Raw genomic sequence first — 20,414 nt, 5'->3', positions numbered from 1 at the left:
AGGTGCGCCGCCCGAGGTCCGGCGCCCGCCCACCTAGGGTGGGCGGGTGCCCACCCACCCCGCCCGCCACCCCGGCGCCTCGTGGGACGACCGCGTCGCGACGTTCTGGGCGGGCGCGGACGACGCGCACCCCGAGGACGCCTGGGCCGCCCTCGAACCTCTGCTGGCCGAACGGCCGGAGGGCGACGCGGCCGCCGCGTTCGAGCGCGCCTCGCTGCACGACATGCTGGGTGAGGAGCACGCGGCCATCCCCCACTACCGGGCCGCCCTCGCGACCGGCCTGGACCCGGAGCGGCAGGGCTACGCCACCGTGCAGCTCGCCAGCACCCTGCGCAACGTCGGCCGGTTCGACGAGGCGGTCGCGCTGCTCGAGCCGGTCGCGGACGACGAGCGGCTCGGCCCGGCCGCCCGGGCGTTCCTCGCCCTGACGCTCCACGACCTCGGCCGCCGCAGCGACGCGCTGCGCCTCGTGCTCGCCGACCACGCACCGGCCGTGCCGCTCTACGGCCGGGCCCTCGCCGAGTACGCCGCACTCCTCCCCCGCGACGAACCGGCCTGACCCGACCTCACATCGAGCTCCGCGGCACCGGCACGGCAAGCGCCTCGAAGGGCTCGCCGATCGCCCGGAACACCTCGGCCGGGCGCCCCCGGCCGCCGGCGGGCTTGACCGACTCCCCCGTGGAGGCGAGGAAGTCGGTGGCGGCGCGCAGCTTGCGCTGGAAGTTGCCGGGGTCGATGGCCAGGCCCCACACCGCCTCGTAGACGCCGCGCAGCTGCGCGATCGTGAAGGTGGGGGGCAGGAAGGCGGCGGCGAGGCGGGTGTACTCCAGCTTCGACGCCACCCGGGCGCGCGCCTCGGCGAGGATCTCGTCGTGGTCGAAGGCGAGGTGGCCCGTCACGTCGTCGACGGGCCGCCACTCCGCCTCCCGGGCGTCGCTGCCGGCGGTCGGCAGCTCGGCGTTCGGCGTCACCGCGAGGTAGGCGACGCTGACGACCCGGTGCGGGCGCCGGTCCCGGTCGGGGGCGCCGAACGTCTTGAGCTGCTCCAGGGCCAGCCCCTCCCCCGCGATGCCGGTCTCCTCGACCAGCTCGCGGCGGGCGGCGGCGAGCAGCTCCTCGTCGTCGCCGACGAACCCGCCGGGCAGGGCCCAGCGACCCTCGTGCGGCGCCTCGCCGCGGCGTACCACCAGCACCTCGAGCCGGCCCTCGCGCACCGCGAAGAGCACCACGTCGACCGTGACGTAGAAGATCGGGAAGTCGCTGGTGAACACCTCGGCGACAGTAGTTGTCAGGTCGACAACAAGCAACGCCGGCGGTGGCGTCAGCCCAGCACCGAGCGGAGGTGCGCGTGGATCTCGCGGAGCGCGGCGCGGCCCTCGGGCACGGGCAGCAGCGGGAAGACGTGGATGGCGCCCGCGACCTCGTGGTAGCGCACCACGCCGCCCGCGTCCTGGACCCGGCGCGCCAGGAGGCGGCAGTCGGGCTGCGTGACGTCGCGCGTGCCGACCCACAGGTCGACGGGCGGCAGACCTGCGACGTCGCCGAACAGGGGGCTGACGAGCGCGTCGTCGAGCGGGGTGCCGTCCGCCCACACCCGCGCGACCTCGCGCAGGGCGGCGCGGGCCAGCCACGGGTCGACCGCCTCGACCGCGTCGATGCCGGGGTTGGCCATCGACAGGTCGAGCCAGGGCGCGAGGAGGGTGAGGCCGACGACGGGCGAGTCCTCGCCGCGCCGGGCCGCCTCCTGCTGGGCCGCGACGAGCGCGAGGCCGCCGCCGGCCGAGTCCCCGACCAGGTACGCCGGACGCCCCTGCTCCCGCAGCCGGTCCAGCACGGTCGCGACGAGGGACCGGGCCTCGGCGGCGGTGTGCTGCGGCGCCAGGCCGTAGATCGGCACCTGCACCTCGACGTCGAGCGCGTCGACCAGACCGGCGACGACGTCCCAGTGCTGGCGGACGATCTCGCTGATGTAGGCGCCGCCGTGCAGGTAGACGACCACCGGACGCGTGCCGCGAGGCGCGCCGTACCGGCGCAGGGTGTGCACCTGGAAGCCGTCGAGGGTCTCGCTCGTCGCGAGCAGGCGGCGGGTCAGGCGGGCCGGCGGCGTCGGGTCGCCCTTGGGGCGTGCGAGCAGGGCGGCGCCGCCGTCGGGGTCGGTGAAGCGGCGCTTGCGGGTGGCGCGCATGAGGGCACCGACGGCGCGCATCTGCCAGGACACGGGCTCAGGCCTCCGGGGACGCGGGGGGCGTGGCGGGGGCGACGGTCACCGGCGGCGCGCTGGTCGCCACGTGGGCGAGCATCGCGGCGAGCGAGGCGAGCAGGTCGTCGCGGGTGATGCCGGACGGGTCGTCGACCCAGTGGATGACGACGTCCTCGACGAGCACGGCCCAGCCGCGCACCATCATGCGGACCGACGGCGAGTCCACGACCCCGAACTCGGCGAGGCCGTCGGCCCCGGCGGTGTCGAAGATGCGGTCGGTCAGCGCCGCGCGCGCCTCCTCGTAGATCTCGCGCATGACGGAGTTGCTGCCGTTGGCGGCGCGCTTGAGCGAGACGTAGCCGCGGTGGTTCTCCTCGACGAAGCCGAGGTAGCGGTCGAGCGAGACGAGCAGGCGGGTGCCCATGTCACCCTCGGCGACGGGCGCGGTGACGGCGATGAGACCGTCCGCCGCGCGGCGCACGACGGCCTCGTGGAACTCCTGCTTGTTGCCGAAGTAGTGGTAGAGCAGCCCGCGCGAGATGCCGGCCTTCTCGGCCAGCAGGTCGATGGAGAGCTCGTCGAGGTCGCGCGTCGAGAGGAGCTCGACCCCGAGGTCGAGCAGCTGCTCGCGACGCTCCGCCGGGGCCAGGCGCACCCGTCCCCCGCCGGCCGAACCGCTCGTCACAGTCATGGGAGCACCCTACTGAACGTCGTTCCAATTGGCTATTGACTTGGGTTCAACAGCGTGTCACGGTTGCCCTCATGACCAACGCGACGACGACCGGCAGCCACGCCGGCTCCCCCGGGCACACCGGGCCCCTGCCCGCCCACGTCGACGTCCTCGTCGTCGGCGCCGGGTTCGCCGGCCTCGCCACGGCCATCGGCCTGGCCGAGGACGGCCGCGACTTCCTCGTGGTCGACAAGGGCGACTCGGTCGGCGGCACGTGGCGCGACAACACCTACCCCGGTGCGGCCTGCGACGTGCCCAGCCAGCTCTACAGCTTCTCCTTCGCGCCGAACGACTGGTCGCGCTCCTTCTCGGCGCAGCCGGAGATCAAGGCCTACCTCGACGGCGTCGCCGAGCGCTCCGGCGTGCTCGACCGCTTCCGGTTCGGCACCAGCGTCGACCACGCCGAGTGGGACGCCTCGGTCGCGCGCTGGAAGGTCCGCACCTCCGCGGGCGAGCTGAGTGCCGACGTACTGGTCTCCGGGGCCGGCGGCCTGTCCGAGCCCAAGCTGCCGGACATCGAGGGCATCGACGACTTCGGCGGCGAGATCTTCCACTCGGCCCGCTGGAACCACGACGTCGACCTGGCCGGCAAGCGCATCGCGGTGATCGGCACGGGGGCCTCGGCCATCCAGATCGTGCCCGAGCTGCAGAAGGTCGCGGGCCACCTCGACGTCTACCAGCGCACCGCGCCCTGGGTCATGCCGCGCCACGACCGCACCTACCCGGCGTTCGAGCGCCTCGCGCTGCGCGCCGTGCCGGGCCTGCAGAAGCTCTACCGCACGGCCATCTACTGGGGCCGCGAGACCTACGTGCCCGCCTTCACCGTGGCGCCCGACATCGCCAAGCCCGCCGAGCTGCTGGCGAAGGCCAACATCCGCAAGGCCATCGACGACCCCGAGTTGCGCCGCAAGGTGACGCCCGACTTCAAGTTCGGCTGCAAGCGCGTGCTCATCTCGAACGCGTACTACCCGGCGCTCGCCGCCGACAACACCGAGCTCGTCACCGACCGCATCGCGCGGATCACGCCGACCGGCGTCGTCACCGCCGACGGCACGGAGCGCGAGATCGACGTGCTCGTCGTGGCCACCGGCTTCCACACGACCGACCAGCCGATCGCCCACCACATCGTGGGCCGCGAGGGCCGCTCGCTGGCGGACACGTGGGCCGAGTCGGGCATGCAGGCCTACCGCGGCACGACCATCGCCGGGTTCCCCAACCTGTTCCAGGTCGTCGGCCCCAACACGGGCCTGGGCCACTCGTCGATGGTCTTCATCATCGAGTCGCAGGTCGCCTACATCCGCGACGCCCTGCGCGTCATGGCCCGCAACTCGTACGCCGCGATCGAGCCCCGCCCCGACGCCCAGGCCGCGTGGAACCACAGCCTGCACCGGCGCATGGGCCGCACCGTGTGGAGCACCGGCGGCTGCGCGAGCTGGTACCTCGACGAGCACGGCCGCAACACCACCCTGTGGCCGCGCTCCACCTTCAACTTCCGGCTCGGCCTGTCGCGCTTCGACACCCGTGCCTACCGTGTGACCGGGCCCGTCCCGGAGCCCACCACCCCGCCGGGACCCACCCCCGGCGCCCCCACCGAGCGAGAGGTCGTGCCCGCATGAAGACCCTGGACGACAAGGTCGTGGTGATCACCGGTGCCGGTTCCGGCATCGGACGCGCCACGGCGGTGAACGTGGCCGGTCGCGGCGCGCACCTCGCCATCTCCGACGTCAACGAGGCCGGCCTGGCCGAGACCGTCGACCTCGTCAAGGCCGCCGGCGCGCGGGCCGTGCGCTCCGACCGCCTCGACGTCGCCGACCGCGACGCCGTGGCGTCGTACGCCGGAGCCGTGGCCGAGCAGTTCGGCCGCGTCAACGTCGTGATGAACAACGCCGGCGTCTCGATGTCGGGCGACTTCGAGAACATGACCTACGAGGAGATGGAGTGGATCGTCGGCATCAACTTCTGGGGTGTCGTCAACGGCACCAAGGAGTTCCTGCCGCACCTCATCGCCTCCGGTGACGCCCACGTCGTCAACATCTCGTCGCTGTTCGGGCTCATCTCCATGCCGAGCCAGACGCTCTACAACGCGACGAAGTACGCCGTGCGCGGCTTCACCGAGGCCCTGCGCGAGGAGATGCTCATCTCCAAGCACAAGGTCGGCGTGACCGCCGTGCACCCCGGCGGCATCAAGACCGGCATCGTGCGCAACGGCCGCGTCACCGCCGACGGCGACCACGAGACGCTCACCAAGTTCTTCGACAAGAAGCTGGCGCGCACCACCTCGGAGGAGGCGGGCCGCGTCATCGTCCGCGCCATCCTGCGCAACCAGCCGCGCCTGCTCATCGGCGCCGACGCCCACGCGCTCCACACCGTCGGCAAGCTCCTCGGCGCGCGCTACCAGGACGTCTTCGCCGCCGGCGCGAAGCGCATGATGCCCTGACCCCCTGCTGACCCGTCCCCCACACCCGGCCGTCCCCGCGCGGCCGAGAACGGGCGTCCCGGACCCTCGCGCGAGGGTCCCGGGGCGCCCGTTCGTCTCTTCGGCGGCGGTACGTCGGGGGGCGGGGTGGGTGCGGTGCGTTCGGGGGGTGGGTGGCCGTCGTCCGGTGGTTTCGATGGCCGCCCCGGCGGCCCTTCGGTGGTCGAGGTGGCCGCCCCGCATTCGGTGGTTGAGGTGGCCGCCCCGGCGGCCCTCGAAACCACGGGCGAAGGTGCGCACCAGCCCCGATCGCGGCGAACCCGCCCGGGCCGACCGCCAAGCAGGGCCTCGCGGCGGAGATCGCCGCGATCCGTGTCACCGGGGCGGACAGGCCGGTGGTCGAGGTGGCCGCCCCCGTTCGGTGGTCGGGGTCGCCGCCCCGTTCGGTGGTTGAGGCGGCCGCCCCGGCGGCCCTCGAAACCACCTCGAGAACGGTCGCCGACCGAGGGGCTCTGGCGACGCTCAGATTCCTTGATCTTCTTTCCCCAGCCCCCGCTCTCCGGGCCGAAACTGTCGGTGGTCGCCCCTAGCGTTGTCGGCATGAACCACCCGAGCACCGCCGTCGTCGAGGCCCCACCGGCCATCGACTCGACGGCGCTGCTCGCGACCGCCCGAGCCGCTGCAGCGACCCAGCGCGCTGCGGAGGTGGCGGCGTTCGTCGCGGTCGCCGACTGGGCCGACGCCCACACCGACGGCACCGTGGGCGACCCCATCGGCCCGCTCGGAATTTGGACCGAAGACCCCAGGTCGGTACCGGGTGGCGACCGGTTCCTCGAGCTCGGTGGCCCCGGCGCGCCGTTGGTCTCGGAGTTCTGCCTCTACGAGATCTCCGCAGCCCTCGGCCGCTCCGTCACCTCCGGCCGACCGCTCGTCGGTGACGCCATCGAGCTGCGCCACCGCCTCCCCCGCCTCTGGGACCGTGTCCTCGCCGGGGCCGACCCCCTGACGCAGAAGCAGGCGCTGCCGGTGTGGCGCGCGAGGAAGATCGCCACCCTCACCCGCACCCTCACTCGCGAGGGCGCGGACTTCGTCGACCGCAACCTCGCGCCCGTCGCGCACCGCGCCACCATGCCGACCGTCGAGCGCCTCGTCGCCGAGGCCGTCGCCCGGTTCGACCCCGAGAACGCCGAGCTCGACCGGGCGGATGCGGACGCCGGCCGCTACTTCACCATCGAGACCACCCCCGTCGACGCCGCCTCACCCTGGACCGGGGTCGTGCCCGTCCACGGCACCCTCGATCTCGCTGACGCCCTCGACCTGCAGGGTGCCGTCCAACGAGTGGCTGCCGACCTCGCCGCCGCGGGCTGCGACGCCGACCTCGACGTCCGCCGCTCCATGGCCCTCGGCGAGCTCGCCCGCCGCCAGACCGCACTCGACCTTTACGGCGCGACCACCGCCGCTGGCGCGACCGACGAGTCCACTGCGGCCGCCGACCATGGCGGGGCGCCCGTTGCCGCTACTCGGACACCCGCACGGCAGGTCGTGCTCTACGTCCACCTCAACGACGCCGCGATCGCCTCGCACCGCAACGGTGACGGGCCCACCATCGACACCGCGACCGGTGGCACCGGGATCGACCTCGCCCGCCTCGACAACACCCGCGCCCTCATCACCGCCGACCAGGTCCGCGACTGGTGCCGCACGCCCGGCACGCAGGTCGTCGTGAAGCCGGTCATCGACCTCAGCGAGCACGTCGCGGTCGACGCCTACGAGATCCCCGACCGCATCGCCGACCGCGTCCGCCTCGACCGGCCCACCTGCGCCTTCCCCTACTGCGGGCGACCAGCCAGGGGACTCGACCTCGACCACACCCGGCCCTACCGGTGGGAAGCAGCACCCGGCGCCGCCCAGACCTCCACCAGCAACCTCGCGCCACTGTGCCGAGGCGAGCACCGAGCCAAGACCCACCCGTCACCCACGGGGGCCAGCCCACCGAGCGACGACCCACCCGGCATCGACCCACTCGCCGAGCATCCGCCCGACCAGCGATGGCGCTACCACCGCGACGCGCTCGGCACCTACATCTGGACCAGCCCCCACGGGCTCCGCTACGCCGTCGACTCGACCGGCACCACACCGCTCGACTAGCACCGCCAGCCCTGCCGACCCGCCACCCCAGCACCACGTGGCGGGGCCACCGGCATGTCCAGGCGTGGTTTCGAGGGGTGCTAGCGCACCCACCTCAACCACCGGAGTGCGCGCGGCCACCTCAACCACCGGGACGCCCGCGGCCACCTCAACCACCGGCATGTCACGGCGTGGTTTCGAGGGGTGCTAGCGCACCCACCTCAACCACCGAATGCGCGCGGCCACCCCGACCACCGGAACGCCCGCGGCCACCTCGACCCCCAGCGCACGGCGCAGCCGCCTGGACCGCCGTCGTACGCCGTCGTACCCGCGCGAGTCCCCAGCTCCGCGGCGCGGTGTCACCGATAGTGCTCGACTACCGCTGACACCGCGCCCAGCGTGTCCCGGCGTGTCTCGAGGGCCGCCGGGGCGGCCACCTCGACCACCAGCAGCGCGGCTAGCCGCGACCCCTCCCCGCATCCCTCGCCCTCGACTCGAACTGCCCGGCCGCCCCGGGTTCGTCCTCGCCGCGGCGCGGGACCGCCTCGCGGGCGACGGCGATGGCGACGACGGCCCAGAGCGGGACGGCGACGGACTGCCGGAAGGCCGGGTTGTCGAAGAGGCTGATGACCGCGAACCCGGCGAGCCCGCAGCCGGCGGCGACGACGAGCGCGTCGCCGCGCCGGGCGCCCCGCACGACGACGAGGACCACGGCGAGGGTGAGCCAGAGGGTGGCGGCGAGGCCCGCCGTACCGGCCTCGACGAGCCACGTCAGCCACAGGTTGTGGGAGTGGTAGAAGCGCTGGTCGCCGGGCACGCGGGCATCGATGAACGGCCCGGAGCGCCCGAGCCCCACGCCCCACACGTGCTCGCGCACGAGGCCGAGCGACTCGCGGTAGACGTCGGCGCGCGGGCCGATCGAGAAGCGGGCGAGCAGGGCCCCGAACGCCACGACGACGCCGGCGCCCACGGCGAGGCCGGCGCCGACGAGGGTGCGCCGCGACGGGTAGCGCAGCGCGAGGGCGGCCACGCCCAGCGCCCCGAGGCTGACGAGCCCGCCGCGCGACAGCGTCGTCGCCACCGCGGCCGCGCCGAGCACGCCGAGCGAGGCGGCGGCGACCCGGCCGCGCCGCCGCCCGAGGACGGCCCGCAGCGCCACGCAGCCGACCGGCACCAGCAGCACGAGGACGGGCGCGAGCAGGTTGGGGTTCGACAGGGTCCCGACGGCCCGCACGGCGGCGTCGCCCCGCTGGCAGCTGTCCGCTCCTCCGACGATCTCGGCGCGGCAGTAGCCGGTGTCGGCGCCCGTCACCCACTGGGCGACGGCGGTCGCTGCGGCGATCCCCACCGCCAGCGCGCCGGTGAGCGCGAGCGCGGTCCGCCCGTGCGCCCACGCCCGCTGCACCCCGACGAAGAGGTAGAACGCCGCCACCAGCACCGCGCACTCCACGAGCCGGCGCCCGCCGTGCAGGCCGTTGACGACGAAGGCGACCCCGCCGGCCGCGAGCCCCGCCCCGACCGCCAGGTCGAGCGGCGTCCGCAGCGCCGACGGCCGCACCCCCGCCCGGTGCAGGGCGACGAGCCCGAGGGCCAGGAAGGCCGGCACGACCGTCACCAGGTTGCGCGTGCTCAGCCGCACCACCGCGTCGAACAACGCCAGGCAGGAGGCGACCACCGCCACGGCCAGCCACGGCTCATGCCGCAGCGACGACCACGCGTCGCGCGCCCCTGCGAACGCGCGCCGACCGAGCACCACCTCCCCGAGCACCACGGGAGCCATTGTGTCGGCCCGGCGGGACGCGACGTCGCGGGGTACCTTGCGGCCACCATGTCCCCCGTGCACGACCTCGCCCCCGGCACCCGCGTCCGCGTCGCGATGACGAAGTGGGGCGGGGCGCCGCACTGGGAGTACGACGCGTTGCACCTCGGGCACGACCGGTACGGCGAGTGGCTGGGCGCCCCGGCCGGCACCCGGCACGCGCGCCCCGGCCTCGAGTTCGACGCCGCGGTCGACAAGGTCGTCGTCTTCTCCCCCCAGCACCACCGCGTCGTCGCGCTCCACGCACCGGGCATCTGGTGCGCCCTCTACGTCGACATGGCGACCCCGCCGACGTGGGACCTCACCGGCCCCGTGCCCGTCCTGCGCTCCGTCGACCTCGACCTCGACGTGGTGCGCCGCGACGACGGCACGGTCTACGTCGACGACGAGGACGAGTTCGCCGAGCACCGGGTCGCCCTCGGCTACCCCGCGGACGTCGCGGCCGCGGCGGAGCGCTCCCGCGACGAGGTGCTGGCCGCGGTCACGGCCGGGGACCCGCCGTACGACGCGGGCAGCGCCGCGCCGTGGTTCGCGGCGCTGCGTCGGGTGCTGGACGCGCAGGACGGCGCCCGGTGAGTGGCGGCCCGGTGAGCGGCGTACCGGTCCACCTGCGCGCGCCGCGCCGGCCCGGGCTGGTCCGCGCGCTCGAGGCCGTCGCGGTGCTGGGCGCCGTGCTCGTGCTCGTCGGCGCGCCCGTGTGGTGGCTGGTGCACTCCGCGGCGCGGGGCTGGACGGACGCCCGCGTCGTCGCGGCCACGGTGGCCGAGGACGCCCGCTGCACCACCGGCCCGCCGCCCGGCAGCCCTCGCACCTGCGCGGCCACGTGGACCCCGGCCGGCGGTGACCGGGAGTCCGTCGAGGGGACGGTCAGCGAGCGGTACGGCGGGGACCTCCCCGCCGCGGGCGGCACGGTCGAGGCCCGGGTGGTGGCCGACGGCGACGACCCGATGGCCCTGACCGGCTTCCAGCCCGTGCTGCTGCGCTGGGCGCTCGCCGCGCCGTACCTGACGGCGGCCGGGGTGCTGCTGCTCGTGCTCGCCGTGGCCGGGCTCGTGCGCACCGACCCGCGCTGGGCCTCCCCCCGCACCGACCTCCCCCGACCGGGGGCCTGAGACCCGGCCGCGACGGCCCCCCAGCTGCGGCGCCCCTCAGCGGCGACGGATCGCGCGCACCCGCAGCGGGCCGACGAGGCGGGGGCCCGCGAGCCGGCTCTCGAGCCGGCCGACCTCGCGCTTCAGGGGCTGGGCGAGGTACTCGCCGAGGATCACGCCGGAGGCCAGGGCCACCGCGACCGACGCCGCCTGCATGAGCGCGAGCAGGCCCACCGACGTCGACGTCCCGCCCTCGGCCAGCAGCGACAGGCCGCGGTAGATCGTCAGGCCCGGCAGCATCGGCACGATGGCGGGCACCACGATGACGAGCGGGGGCACGCGGACGCGGCCGGCGACGCCGTACGCCACGGTGCCGATCGCGAACGCGGCGATCGCGGCGGCCCAGACGCGGCTGTCGGAGCCCGCCAGCACGGCGCTGTAGAGCAGGATCGCGAGCGACGCGACGGCCGCGACGGGCACCAGCGAGCGCCGGGGGGCGTAGCTGGCCGCGGCGAACGCGGCCGCGCAGACCGCGGAGCCGAGCGCCAGCGTGCCGACGCCCTCCCAGCCCGCGCGCCCCGGGTCGACGCGGGCGATCTCGACGCCGAGCAGCCCCGCGAGGGTGAGGCCGCCGCTGACGCCCGCGATGATGCCGGCCGTCGCGAGCAGCGCCTCCAGCACCCGCGCGCCGGCGGTCACGTAGAAACCGGTCAGCGCGTCCTGGATCGCGCCCATGAACCCGATGCCCGCCAGCAGCATGATGATGTTGGCCGTCACCATCAGCGAGACATCGGTGTCGGGCACGGCGGCGGCGACCGCGGTCGCCAGGAGCGCGGCGACCAGGCCGCCCGCCACCTGCTGGTAGAAGCCCGGCAGCCGCCGTCGCGACATCGCGAGCTGCACCCGGTCGATGAACGCGGCCGCGACCAGCGCCAGCCCGACGACCAGCAGGGTGCCGCCCAGCTGCAGGGTGACGCCGCCGCACATGAGGCCCCACGCCGCGGTGACGAGCCAGCGCGGCGACCCGTGCCCCGACGACACGATGCCCGCCAGGCGCGCGCGGGCGCCCGCCAGGTCCACCTCGTCGGTGAGCACCGCCCGGACGAGGCGGTCCACCTTGGTCAGGTCGTCGTAGTCGATGTCGCGCTGCTTCACCTGGCGGATCTGCATGACCGGAGGCTCCTCCGGGTCGTGCTGGTACGACATCGCCAGCGACGTGAAGGTCACGTCGATCTCCGGGTGCCGGATCCCGAGGTGGCGGGCGAGCGACTGCATCGTCGCCGTCACGTCGGCGGCCCCGGCGCCGGAGGAGAGCAGCAGCTCCCCCACCCGGAGGCAGAGGTCGAGGGTCAGGTTGAGCGTGCGGGTGTCGCGGGTCTCGGCAGCCACGGTCGGAGATGCTCGCACGCGCGGCGCCGGTCCCCCGCCTCGGCCGCGACGTGATCTGCGCACCCCTGTGGTTGGCTCTGCACGTGCGCATCGACTTCCACGCGTCCCCGCGTCCGACCCTCGGGGTCGAGTGGGAGCTCGCCCTGGTGGACCGGGACAGCCGGGACCTCGTGAACCGCGCGCACGACGTGCTCGAGACGGCCCGCGGACGCCTCGACGACCCGAAGGTGCTGCACGCCGAGCTGCTCCGCAACACCGTCGAGCTGGTCTCCGGGGTGGCCACCGACGTGGCGGGCGCGATGGCCGACCTGCGGTCGACGTACGACGTGGTGGCCGCCGCCGCGGCCGAGCACGACACCGACCTCTTCGGCGCCGGCACGCACCCGTTCGCGTCGTGGTCGACGCAGCTGCTCTCGCCGGGCCACCGCTACCAGGAGCTCATCGACCGCACCCAGTGGTGGGGCCGGCAGATGCTCATCTGGGGCGTCCACGTGCACGTCGGGCTGCCCGAGCAGTCGCGCGTCATGCCCGTGCTCTCCGCGCTGCTCACCTACTACCCGCACCTGCAGGCGCTGTCCGCGTCCTCGCCGGTGTGGGCCGGCACGGACACGGGCTACGCGTCGAACCGCGCCCTGATGTTCCAGCAGCTGCCCACCGCCGGCCTGCCCTTCCAGTTCCAGCGCTGGGAGGAGTTCGAGGCGTTCGCCCAGGACCAGCTCACGACGGGCGTCATCGACGACCTCTCCGAGATCCGCTGGGACCTGCGCCCCGCCTGCCACCTCGGCACCATCGAGAACCGCATCTGCGACGGCGTCTCCAACTTCACCGAGCTCGCCGCCCTCACCGCGCTCGTGCACTGCCTCGTCGTCGACGTCGACACCCGCCTCGCCGCCGGCGAGACCCTCGACGTGCTCCCGCCCTGGCACGTGCAGGAGAACAAGTGGCGCACCGCGCGCTACGGCCTCGACTCGATCATCATCCTCGACGCCGCCTCCCGCGAGCGGCTCGTGACCGAGGACCTCGACGACCTGCTCGAGCGCCTCGAGCCGGTCGCGCGGCGCCTCGACTGCGTCGACGAGCTGCGCTCGGTCGCCGACATCCCGCGGCGGGGCGCGTCGTACCAGCGCCAGCGGCAGGTCGCCGCCGCCACCGGGGGCGACCTCGTCGCCGTCGTCGACTCCGTGGTGCGCGAGCTGCGCGACGGCCTCCCGGGCTGAGGCCGCGGCGGGCCGTGCGAGCCGGGGCTCAGCCCCGCACGGGCGGCAGCGCGTCGGTCGCCTCGAGGGCCTCCATGCCGGTGACCTCGAGCAGGTCGGCGATCACCGAGCGCATCTGGGCCAGCAGCACCTCGACGCTCAGCTCGCTCGTGCGCTCCAGCCGGCCGGAGCCCGCAGCCGCGGCGAGGAGCAGCGGCCGCGCCGACTCCGCCATCCGGTTGCGCGCCAGCTCGTCGGCCACCGCCTCCGCGGCCTCCGCGATGTCGTGGCAGAGCGCGGCGTACGACGGGGGCACGGGCCGGCGCCGGTACGCCGCGATCGCGGTACGACGGGTCAGCACCCGGGTGCTGCGCAGCGCCTTGTCGAGCGGCTCGACGAGCTCGGACATGCGGCGCACCGAGTGCCGGTGCCGCGTGCGGAACGGCGACGACGCCACCACCGACATGCCCTCGTCGGCCGCCGCCTGCAGCTCGCGCACCAGGTAGTCGCTCGCCCGGGCGTCGGCCAGGACGTCGAAGGCCCGCTCGGTGTCGCCGTCGCCCATCACCTCGGCCGAGGCGCGCAGCAGCGCCGCGACCTTGCGCACGACCACCGCCGCCTGCTCGCGCGGTCGCCGCAGCGGCGCGGACGGCACCAGCGTGGCCGCCACGAGCGCCACGGAGCCACCGACGAGCGCGTCGGTCCACCGCACGAACGCGCCGCCGGGGCTGGGTGCGAGCGTCGCCACGACGATGGACTGCACCGCCGCCTGGGTGACGAGCAGCTGGCCGCCGTCGAGGAGCAGGGCCGCCGACATCGACAGCACGACGATGAGCACGAGCTGCCAGGCCCCGGTGCCGATCTCGAGCACGAGGAGGTCGGCGATGAGCACGCCCACCGCGACCCCGACCGCCACCTCCGCCACCCGCCGCAGGCGCTGGCCGTAGGAGGTGCCGAGCCCCAGCACCGCCGCGATGGGGGCGAAGAAGGGCGTCGGGTGGCCGAGCACGTCGGCGGCGATGAACCAGGCGACGCCCGCCGCGACGGCGCACTGGGCGACGACGAACGACTTCGAGCGCCACCGGGCGACGCGGGCGCGGACGGAGAGCCGTCCCTTCTCCCAGATCCGGTCGACGGGCACGGCCTCCACCCCGCGATCATGCCAGAGGTGGGGGCCGTCCCCGCCCGCCCGCGCTCAGCGCACGCTGTCGTGCAGCACCTCGCCCCGGGGGCGGCGGGCGGCGTCGTACCGGGCCCAGCGGATCGCGACCTGCAGGTCGGCGAGGTCGCGGTACCAGGTCTCCACCTCGGCCTGGCACACGGCTGCCTGCACCTCGGTGTCGTACTCCCCGCACTCGGCGGTCGACTCCGACAGGGTGGGCGGGTGCAGCGACGACCCGTCGAGGTGGTGGACGGTGAAGCCGTTCTCCGCGTCGCCCTCGACCGCCACTACCGTGTCGCCCGGCGGCACCCAGGCGGCCCGGGCGGCGGGCTCCGCCGTCGTGGCCGTGGCCGCGGTCAGCGTGGCCGCGAGCACGCCGACGCCGACGCCTGCCCCCGCCAGCGCGACGCCGGCGGCGACCAGGGCCCGCCGGGGGCGGGCGCCCCGGGTGGTGCGGGTGCTGCGGGTGCTGCTGCTGTTCTCCATCAGGTCTCCCCCTTCTCGTGCGCCGACGAGCTCGGCGCGACGGGGGCGGGGGGGGTGGTGGTGGGGGGGGGGGGGGGGGGGGGCCCCCCCCCCCCCCGCGGGGGGGGCCCCCCCCCCCCCCCCCCCGCGACTGGGGACGCTTTCGGCCGCTCAGTAGACGGTCACCGACACGGTCTGGCTGCACCCCGAGGCCAGGGAGGTCAGCGCGGAGCGCTCGGCGCTGTCGACGCTCAGGCCCCACCGGTGCTTCACCGACACCCACTCGGTGACGTAGCGGCAGCGGTAGCCGGCCGGCGGCATCCACTCCGCCGGGTCCTGGTCGCCCTTCGCGCGGTTCGTGGCGGCGCTGACGGCGACGAGCGACCCGGCGTACCCGAGGTCGTTCGCGAACGCCCGCCGGCGGGTCGACGTCCAGCCCGACGCCCCGGAGTCCCAGGCCTCCGCCAGCGGCACCATGTGGTCGATGTCGAGGCTGGACGCGGCGGTGTAGCTCGTCGCGTCGTAGTAGGAGAACCACCGCCCGCCCGAGATGGCGCAGCCCGCCCCCGTGCTCGGCGCCGCGTCGGCCTCGGCGAGGAGCACCTCCTCGCGGGTGTCGCAGCCGTCGCCGTCCGCGTCGACCCAGTGCACGAACAGGGAGCGGTCGTAGCCGGTGCGCCGTTCCGTGGCCCCGGGCAGGTCGGCCACGGCGCGGGTCACCGACGCGGTGTAGGTCGCGGCGTGCGCCGGGCCCGGCACGGCGACGAGGCCGGCGAGGGCGAGCAGGACCGCCGCCAGCAGGGCGAGCGGCGCGGAGAGGTGCGAGGGGGACGAGAGGGACGAGGTGGGTGAGGTGCGCAGGCTGGACACAGGTGCTCCCGAGAGGTGGTGGAACGCGGCGCAGCCACCCTGCACCGTCCACGCCGGTGACCGACACGTCCGCGCGGTCAACGCTCTGCAACACTTCGGGGACGCGTCGGTGTGACCCAGGCCACGTACGGCGTGCCGCACCCCCCGACGTACCCGGACGGAGACCCCGTGGGAGCACCGCTCGACCCCACCGCGACCGCCTTCCTGCTCGCGGAGAACCGCAGCATGCCGATGCACGTGGGGGCCCTCCAGCTCTTCGAGCCGCCCGCCGACGCCGGCCCGTCGTGGGCGGCCGACCTCGTCGAGCGGCTCCGGGCGACCGAGCAGGTGGCGCCGCTCTTCCTCAAGCACCCGCGCCGCTCGCTGGCGACCGCGGGGCAGTGGACGTGGGCGACGGACTCCCAGTTCGACGTCGAGCACCACGTGCGCCACAGCGCGCTGCCGCAGCCGGGCCGCATCCGCGAGCTGCTCGAGCTGTGCGGGCGGCTGCACGGCACGCGGCTGGCCTACGAGCGGCCGCTGTGGGAGTGGCACCTCATCGAGGGCCTGGCCGACGGCCGGTTCGCGATGTACTCCAAGATGCACCACGCCCTGCTCGACGGTGTCGCGGCCATGCGGCTGCTGCAGGCCGTGCTGAGCGAGGACCCCGACGAGCGCGACATGCCCGCGCCCTGGGCGCTGCGCACCGACGCCGGCCGCGGCGGGCGCCCGGGCCACGGCGGGCACAACGGCCAGCACGGGCACCACGGGCACGGGCTCGCCGAGGCGGGCCACGCCCTGCGCTCGGCCCTCGGGATCGCCGGGGAGGCGGCAGGGCTGCCGGGCTCGCTCGTGCGCACGCTCAACCGGGGCCTGCGCAACCAGACGTCGGCCGTCAGCTTCTACTCCCCCCGCACCCTGCTCAACCGGCCCATCACGGGCGCGCGGCGGTTCGCGGCGCAGGACTGGCCGCTCGACCGGCTGCGGGCGATCGGGCGGGCGTCGGGCACGACGCTCAACGACGTGGTGCTCGCGATGTGCAGCGGCGCCCTGCGCTCCTACCTGCTCGACCTGCACGCGCTGCCCGAGGCGACGCTGACCGCCATGGTCCCCGTGTCCTTCAAGCGCGGCGAGGCGAGCACGGCGTCGGCCGCCGGCGGCAACGCGGTGGGGGCCGTGATGGTGCGCCTCGGCACCGACCGGGCCGACGCCGCCGACCGGCTCGCCGCCGTCCACACCTCGATGGTCGAGGGCAAGGAGGCGCTGGACTCGATGACGAACGCCCAGGCCCTCGCCATGTCCGCGCTCGGGCTGGCCCCGGCCGTCGCCCTGCCGCTCCTGCGCCTGCAGGGGGTCACCCGCCCGCCCTTCAACCTCATCATCAGCAACGTGCCGGGCCCCGAGGGCACCCGCTTCTTCGACGGGGCGCCGATGGTCGGGATGTACCCCCTGTCGATCCCGCTGCACGGCATCGCGCTCAACATCACCTGCACCTCCTACGACGGGCGCCTCGGCTTCGGGCTGACCGGCTGCCGGCGCACCGTCCCGCGGCTGCAGCGGCTGCTGACCTACCTCGACGAGGAGGTCGCGGCGCTCGAGTCGGCCGTCGGCGTCGCCTGAGGGGCGTCCTCGACCGGCGCCTCGGTCGGCGCCTCGGCCGGCGCCGCGGGCAGCGGGCCGGGCCGCTCGACGTACCCGCCCCCGACGCTCGCCGCGACGGCCCGCAGGCGCGCGCGGGTGACGTCGGCGACCGAGCGGAACCCCGCGTCCCACGCCGGCGAGCCGGGCCGCACGGCCTCGCCGTGGTTGATGCTGAGGCAGGTGCGGGTGCCGCCGTCGGCGGCGTTGAGCAGCGCGGTGGCGTGGCCCGTGGTGCCGCTGCCCGCGAAGGGGTCGAGCACGCGCGCGTCGGCGGGGTACGTCGCGAGCACCCGCCGCAGCAGGCCGGTCGGCTTCGGCGAGTCGAAGGCCTTGCCCACGAGCGCCCCGACCTCGGCCACGGCGGTGTCGGTCGACCCGACCTCCGCGGCGGTCCAGATGGTCGTCAGCTTCTTGCGCCGCCCCTCCTCCCACCAGTCGCGCTGGAACACGTCGACCCGCTCCCCCAGCCGGCCGCGCACCCGGCGGCACACGAGGTCGTCGGGGCGCTCGTCGACGAGCGGGCGCGACCAGCGCCAGACGGCGGGGCTGCCGTCGCCGAAGACCGGTACGACGGGCGCGGACCCCGCGAACGGCTCGGTGGCGACGCGCCCCGTCGCGGCGTCCCCGTGCAGCGCGTAGTGCAGCGTCGGCGCGGTGGACGGGCGGAACTTCTTGTTCGTGTTGCGCAGCGGCAGCAGCCGGAAGCGCCGGCCGTCGTCGCTGGTGTGGGGGAAGTCGGCCGGGTCGACGCCGTCGGGGCTCGTCGGGTCGAGCACGCAGGCCGCCGCGTCGCGGGCGACGACGAGCAGGTACTCGTGGTTGGTCGCGAACCCGCCGCCGAGCTGGCGGCCCTTCGCGTTGAGGTTGACCACCACCTGGGCCAGGAAGCACTCCTCGCCGAAGACGTCGTCGAGCAGGAGGCGCAGCCGCGCCGCCTCCCGGTCGTCGATGCTGACGAAGAGCGCGCCGCCGGGGGCGAGCACGCGGCGTACCTCCTCGAGCCGGGGCCGCATCATCGTCGCCCACGCCGCGTGCCGGGTGGCGCGGGCGCCGGTGCGGAAGTCGTCGCGGTAGGCGAGCGTCGTGGCCCGGTTGTACGGCGGGTCGAGGTAGGCGACGTCGAACGAGGCGTCGGGCAGCCCGGCGAGCACCGCGAGGTTGTCGCCCTCGACGAAGACGTTGTCGCACCGCTCGGAGGCCACGGCGCTCATCATGCGTCAGGCGAGCCCCTCCCCGGTGAGGAACGCCGTCACGGCCGCGGCCACGTCGGCCCCGTGGGTCGTCACCACCATGTGCGCGCCGCGCGGCAGCGTGACGGGGCGGCCCAGCTTCGCCGCCCAGTCGGCGGGGCAGATCCGGTCGTGCGGTCCCCGCACCACCAGCACCGGGCACGTGAGGCCCGCGAGCGCGCGGCGCACGTCGTCGCGGCGCGCGGCGTCCATCGTGCGGGTCATGGACCCGAGACCGGTACGGCGGTACTGCCGCGCCAGCGCCGGCACCTGGCGCGGGTCCTCCCGGGCGGCGGTCGCCAGCCACCGCCGCGCCAGGGCGGGCCAGCCGGCGGCCCGGGGGTCGGTCGTGGGGCCCACGAGCACCAGCGCGGCCACCCGCTCCGGCGCGAGGCGGGCGGCGTGGGCCGCGACCTGGCAGCCCGACGAGTGGGCGGCGAGCACGACGGGCGGGCCGGCGCCGAGCCCCGCCAGGTCGTCGGCCACCCGGCGCGCCAGCACGGCGGGCGCGAGGTCGGTGCCGCGCGGCACCGGCTCCCCGTACCCCGGGAGCGTGCGCACCGTCACCGGCCACCCCAGGCGCGCCTCCACCGGGGCCCACGACCGCGCGTCGAGGCCGAGACCCGGCACCACGAGCAGGCGGAGGGGCGGCGGTGCGCTCGTCTCGTCCACGGCCGCCGGTACCCCGCCGGTCGTACCGTGGGCGCCGTGCCGCCCGTCCTCACCCTCGCGACCGCGAACGCGGCGAGCGGGCGCGACCGGCGCGGTGCGCTCGGCGCGGCGAGCTGGGGCCGGTGGGCCGCCGCGGCCGCCGCCCTCGACGTCGACGTGCTCGCCGTGCAGGAGGTCGACCACCTGCTGCCCCGGAGCGGCCGCGTCGACCAGACGGCGGTGCTCGCCGCGGCGCTGCGCGGACGGGAGCGCGGGGGCGCCGGGGCGCCGCCGTGGCACGCCCGGTTCGCGGCGGCGGTGCACGGGACGCCGGGCTCCGCGTCGACCTTCCGGCCCGCCGGCGACGACGCGCAGGACCGGCCCGACGAGCCGTCGTACGGCGTCGCGCTGCTCTCGCGCCACCCCGTCGTCGCGTGGCGCGAGCTGCGCCTGGGGCCGTCGCGCGTGCGGCTGCCGGTGCCGCTGCCGGCCGGGGCGGGCCGCCGGGTGCTCTGGGTGCCCGACGAGCCGCGGGTGGCGGTGGCGGCGGTCGTCGCGACGCCGGCGCGCGAGGTGGCCGTCGTGACGACGCACCTGTCCTTCAGCCCGTGGCGCGCCCGCGACCAGCTGCGCGAGGTGGTGCGCTGGTGCCGCGACCTGCCCCGGCCGCTGGTGCTGCTCGGCGACCTCAACCTGCCCGGGCGCCTCGCGGTGCGCGCGGCGGGCATGACGCCGGCGCTGCGGGAGCCGACCCACCCGGCGGTGCGGCCGCGGGTGCAGCTCGACCACGTGCTCCTCGACGACCCGGCGGGGGTCGTCGGCGTCACGGCCGCCGCGACCCGCCGCGTCGCCGACAGCGACCACCTCGCCGTGCGGGTGGTCCTGTCCGGGGTCTGACCTGGCCTGACCCGCGCACCGACCGGGCTGCCCGCGCCGGGTGACCCGCGTCGTACCCTCGCGCCGTGCCCGCCCCCGCCCCCGTCATCGCCCCCGAGCCCGACGTCGCGGCCGCCGACGTGGTGGCCCTGCTGCGCGGCCACCTCGCCGAGATGCGGGCCGTCTCCCCGCCGGAGTCGGTGCACGCCCTCGACCTCGAGGCGCTGCGGGAGCCGGCCGTCACGTTCCTCACCGCCCGCGACCCCGACGGCGCCCTGCTCGGAGTCGCGGCCCTCAAGCGCCTCGACGCCGCGCACGGCGAGCTGAAGTCGATGCGGACCGACCCCGGCCGCGTCCGCTCCGGCACGGGTACGGCGCTGCTGCTGCACGTGCTCGACCTCGCCCGCGCCCGCGGTCTGGAGCGGGTCAGCCTCGAGACCGGCACCGAGCCGTTCTTCGCCCCGGCCCGGGCGCTCTACGCCCGCCACGGGTTCGTCGAGTGCCCGCCGTTCGCCGACTACGCGCCGGACCCGCACAGCGTCTTCCTGACCCGGGAGCTCTGACGCCGTTCCC

20 protein-coding genes are annotated in these 20,414 nt (G+C 75.7%); 10 read left to right on the top strand and 10 right to left on the bottom strand.

Translation table 11 applies throughout. The annotated features are described in order from the left end of the window. The first annotated feature begins 46 nt into the window (after positions 1–46). Complete coding sequence (locus INN71_RS17475; RefSeq protein WP_301801384.1) at positions 47–559, top strand: tetratricopeptide repeat protein; 513 nt, start codon at positions 47–49, stop codon at positions 557–559. A 7-nt stretch (positions 560–566) separates the two neighbouring features. Here the strand turns inward: INN71_RS17475 and INN71_RS17470 are convergent, their stop codons facing one another. Genes INN71_RS17470 through INN71_RS17460 form a run of 3 tightly spaced genes read right to left on the bottom strand, consistent with a single transcriptional unit; the run spans position 567 to position 2,891 of the window. Next, positions 567–1,271, bottom strand: coding sequence for an NUDIX domain-containing protein (locus tag INN71_RS17470; RefSeq protein WP_301801383.1), 705 nt, complete (start codon positions 1,269–1,271; stop codon positions 567–569). 50 nt (positions 1,272–1,321) lie between these two features. After that, positions 1,322–2,218: an alpha/beta hydrolase gene (locus tag INN71_RS17465; RefSeq protein WP_301801381.1), complete on the bottom strand. Its 897-nt coding sequence runs from the start codon at positions 2,216–2,218 to the stop codon at positions 1,322–1,324. Positions 2,219–2,222: 4 nt separating this feature from the next. Beyond that, positions 2,223–2,891, bottom strand: coding sequence for a TetR/AcrR family transcriptional regulator (locus INN71_RS17460; protein ID WP_301801379.1), 669 nt, complete (start codon positions 2,889–2,891; stop codon positions 2,223–2,225). Between the two features lie 71 nt (positions 2,892–2,962). Here INN71_RS17460 and INN71_RS17455 point away from each other — a divergent pair, with 71 nt between their 5' ends. From INN71_RS17455 to INN71_RS17445, 3 genes are all read left to right on the top strand, one after another. Further along, positions 2,963–4,546, top strand: coding sequence for an NAD(P)/FAD-dependent oxidoreductase (locus INN71_RS17455; RefSeq protein ID WP_301801378.1), 1,584 nt, complete (start codon positions 2,963–2,965; stop codon positions 4,544–4,546). Beyond that, entirely contained in the window at positions 4,543–5,367 is an 825-nt protein-coding gene (locus tag INN71_RS17450) for an SDR family oxidoreductase (protein ID WP_301801376.1), read from the top strand. The genes INN71_RS17455 and INN71_RS17450 overlap by 4 nt, the downstream gene beginning before the upstream one ends. A 579-nt stretch (positions 5,368–5,946) precedes the next feature. Then, positions 5,947–7,494: an HNH endonuclease signature motif containing protein gene (locus INN71_RS17445; protein WP_301801374.1), complete on the top strand. Its 1,548-nt coding sequence runs from the start codon at positions 5,947–5,949 to the stop codon at positions 7,492–7,494. 436 nt (positions 7,495–7,930) lie between these two features. Here INN71_RS17445 and INN71_RS17440 read toward each other — a convergent pair whose 3' ends face one another. Then, complete coding sequence (locus tag INN71_RS17440) at positions 7,931–9,244, bottom strand: O-antigen ligase (RefSeq protein ID WP_277501295.1); 1,314 nt, start codon at positions 9,242–9,244, stop codon at positions 7,931–7,933. Positions 9,245–9,301: 57 nt separating this feature from the next. On the opposite strand from INN71_RS17440, the gene INN71_RS17435 reads away from it, so the two are divergent. Continuing rightward, on the top strand, positions 9,302–9,868 hold the full coding sequence (locus INN71_RS17435; protein ID WP_277501294.1) for a DUF402 domain-containing protein: 567 nt from the start codon (positions 9,302–9,304) through the stop codon (positions 9,866–9,868). 11 nt (positions 9,869–9,879) lie between these two features. Next, positions 9,880–10,404 (top strand): hypothetical protein, encoded by a 525-nt coding sequence (locus INN71_RS17430; RefSeq protein WP_301801372.1) that lies wholly within the window; start codon positions 9,880–9,882, stop codon positions 10,402–10,404. Positions 10,405–10,440: 36 nt separating this feature from the next. Here the strand turns inward: INN71_RS17430 and INN71_RS17425 are convergent, their stop codons facing one another. Further along, the gene (locus tag INN71_RS17425) at positions 10,441–11,772 is read right to left on the bottom strand and encodes a threonine/serine exporter ThrE family protein (protein ID WP_301801370.1); all 1,332 of its coding nucleotides are present in this window, start codon (positions 11,770–11,772) and stop codon (positions 10,441–10,443) included. Between the two features lie 8 nt (positions 11,773–11,780). Between INN71_RS17425 and INN71_RS17420 the strand changes: the two genes are divergently transcribed. Next, positions 11,781–12,989: a glutamate--cysteine ligase gene (locus INN71_RS17420; protein WP_277501291.1), complete on the top strand. Its 1,209-nt coding sequence runs from the start codon at positions 11,781–11,783 to the stop codon at positions 12,987–12,989. 28 nt (positions 12,990–13,017) lie between these two features. Here INN71_RS17420 and INN71_RS17415 read toward each other — a convergent pair whose 3' ends face one another. From INN71_RS17415 to INN71_RS17405, 3 genes are all read right to left on the bottom strand, one after another. Continuing rightward, positions 13,018–14,118, bottom strand: a complete 1,101-nt coding sequence (locus INN71_RS17415) for an aromatic acid exporter family protein (RefSeq protein WP_277501290.1) — start codon at positions 14,116–14,118, stop codon at positions 13,018–13,020. 45 nt (positions 14,119–14,163) lie between these two features. After that, positions 14,164–14,616: a hypothetical protein gene (locus tag INN71_RS17410; RefSeq protein ID WP_301801368.1), complete on the bottom strand. Its 453-nt coding sequence runs from the start codon at positions 14,614–14,616 to the stop codon at positions 14,164–14,166. A gap of 150 nt (positions 14,617–14,766) precedes the next feature. Continuing rightward, positions 14,767–15,465, bottom strand: coding sequence for an HNH endonuclease family protein (locus INN71_RS17405; protein WP_277501045.1), 699 nt, complete (start codon positions 15,463–15,465; stop codon positions 14,767–14,769). A gap of 168 nt (positions 15,466–15,633) precedes the next feature. On the opposite strand from INN71_RS17405, the gene INN71_RS17400 reads away from it, so the two are divergent. Next, on the top strand, positions 15,634–17,064 hold the full coding sequence (locus INN71_RS17400) for a wax ester/triacylglycerol synthase family O-acyltransferase (protein ID WP_277501044.1): 1,431 nt from the start codon (positions 15,634–15,636) through the stop codon (positions 17,062–17,064). On the opposite strand, the gene INN71_RS17395 is transcribed toward INN71_RS17400, so the two are convergent. Both INN71_RS17395 and INN71_RS17390 read right to left on the bottom strand, forming a co-directional pair. Further along, on the bottom strand, positions 17,013–18,287 hold the full coding sequence (locus INN71_RS17395; protein WP_277501043.1) for a site-specific DNA-methyltransferase: 1,275 nt from the start codon (positions 18,285–18,287) through the stop codon (positions 17,013–17,015). The two genes, INN71_RS17400 and INN71_RS17395, sit on opposite strands and share 52 nt — an antisense overlap. Before the next feature lie 15 nt (positions 18,288–18,302). Then, positions 18,303–18,986 carry an alpha/beta fold hydrolase gene (locus INN71_RS17390; protein WP_277501042.1) on the bottom strand — a complete coding sequence of 228 codons (684 nt, stop codon included), beginning with the start codon at positions 18,984–18,986 and terminating at the stop codon, positions 18,303–18,305. Between the two features lie 36 nt (positions 18,987–19,022). Here INN71_RS17390 and INN71_RS17385 point away from each other — a divergent pair, with 36 nt between their 5' ends. Together INN71_RS17385 and INN71_RS17380 are read left to right on the top strand one after the other, a co-directional pair. Next, positions 19,023–19,862, top strand: coding sequence for an endonuclease/exonuclease/phosphatase family protein (locus INN71_RS17385; RefSeq protein ID WP_277501040.1), 840 nt, complete (start codon positions 19,023–19,025; stop codon positions 19,860–19,862). Positions 19,863–19,927: 65 nt separating this feature from the next. Then, entirely contained in the window at positions 19,928–20,404 is a 477-nt protein-coding gene (locus tag INN71_RS17380; protein WP_277501039.1) for a GNAT family N-acetyltransferase, read from the top strand. Positions 20,405–20,414 lie beyond the last annotated feature (10 nt).

The sequence above is a fragment of the Nocardioides sp. ChNu-153 genome (assembly GCF_030466625.1).
Lineage (GTDB): Bacteria > Actinomycetota > Actinomycetes > Propionibacteriales > Nocardioidaceae > Nocardioides.
This window is presented reverse-complemented; position numbering and strand designations above follow the sequence as displayed.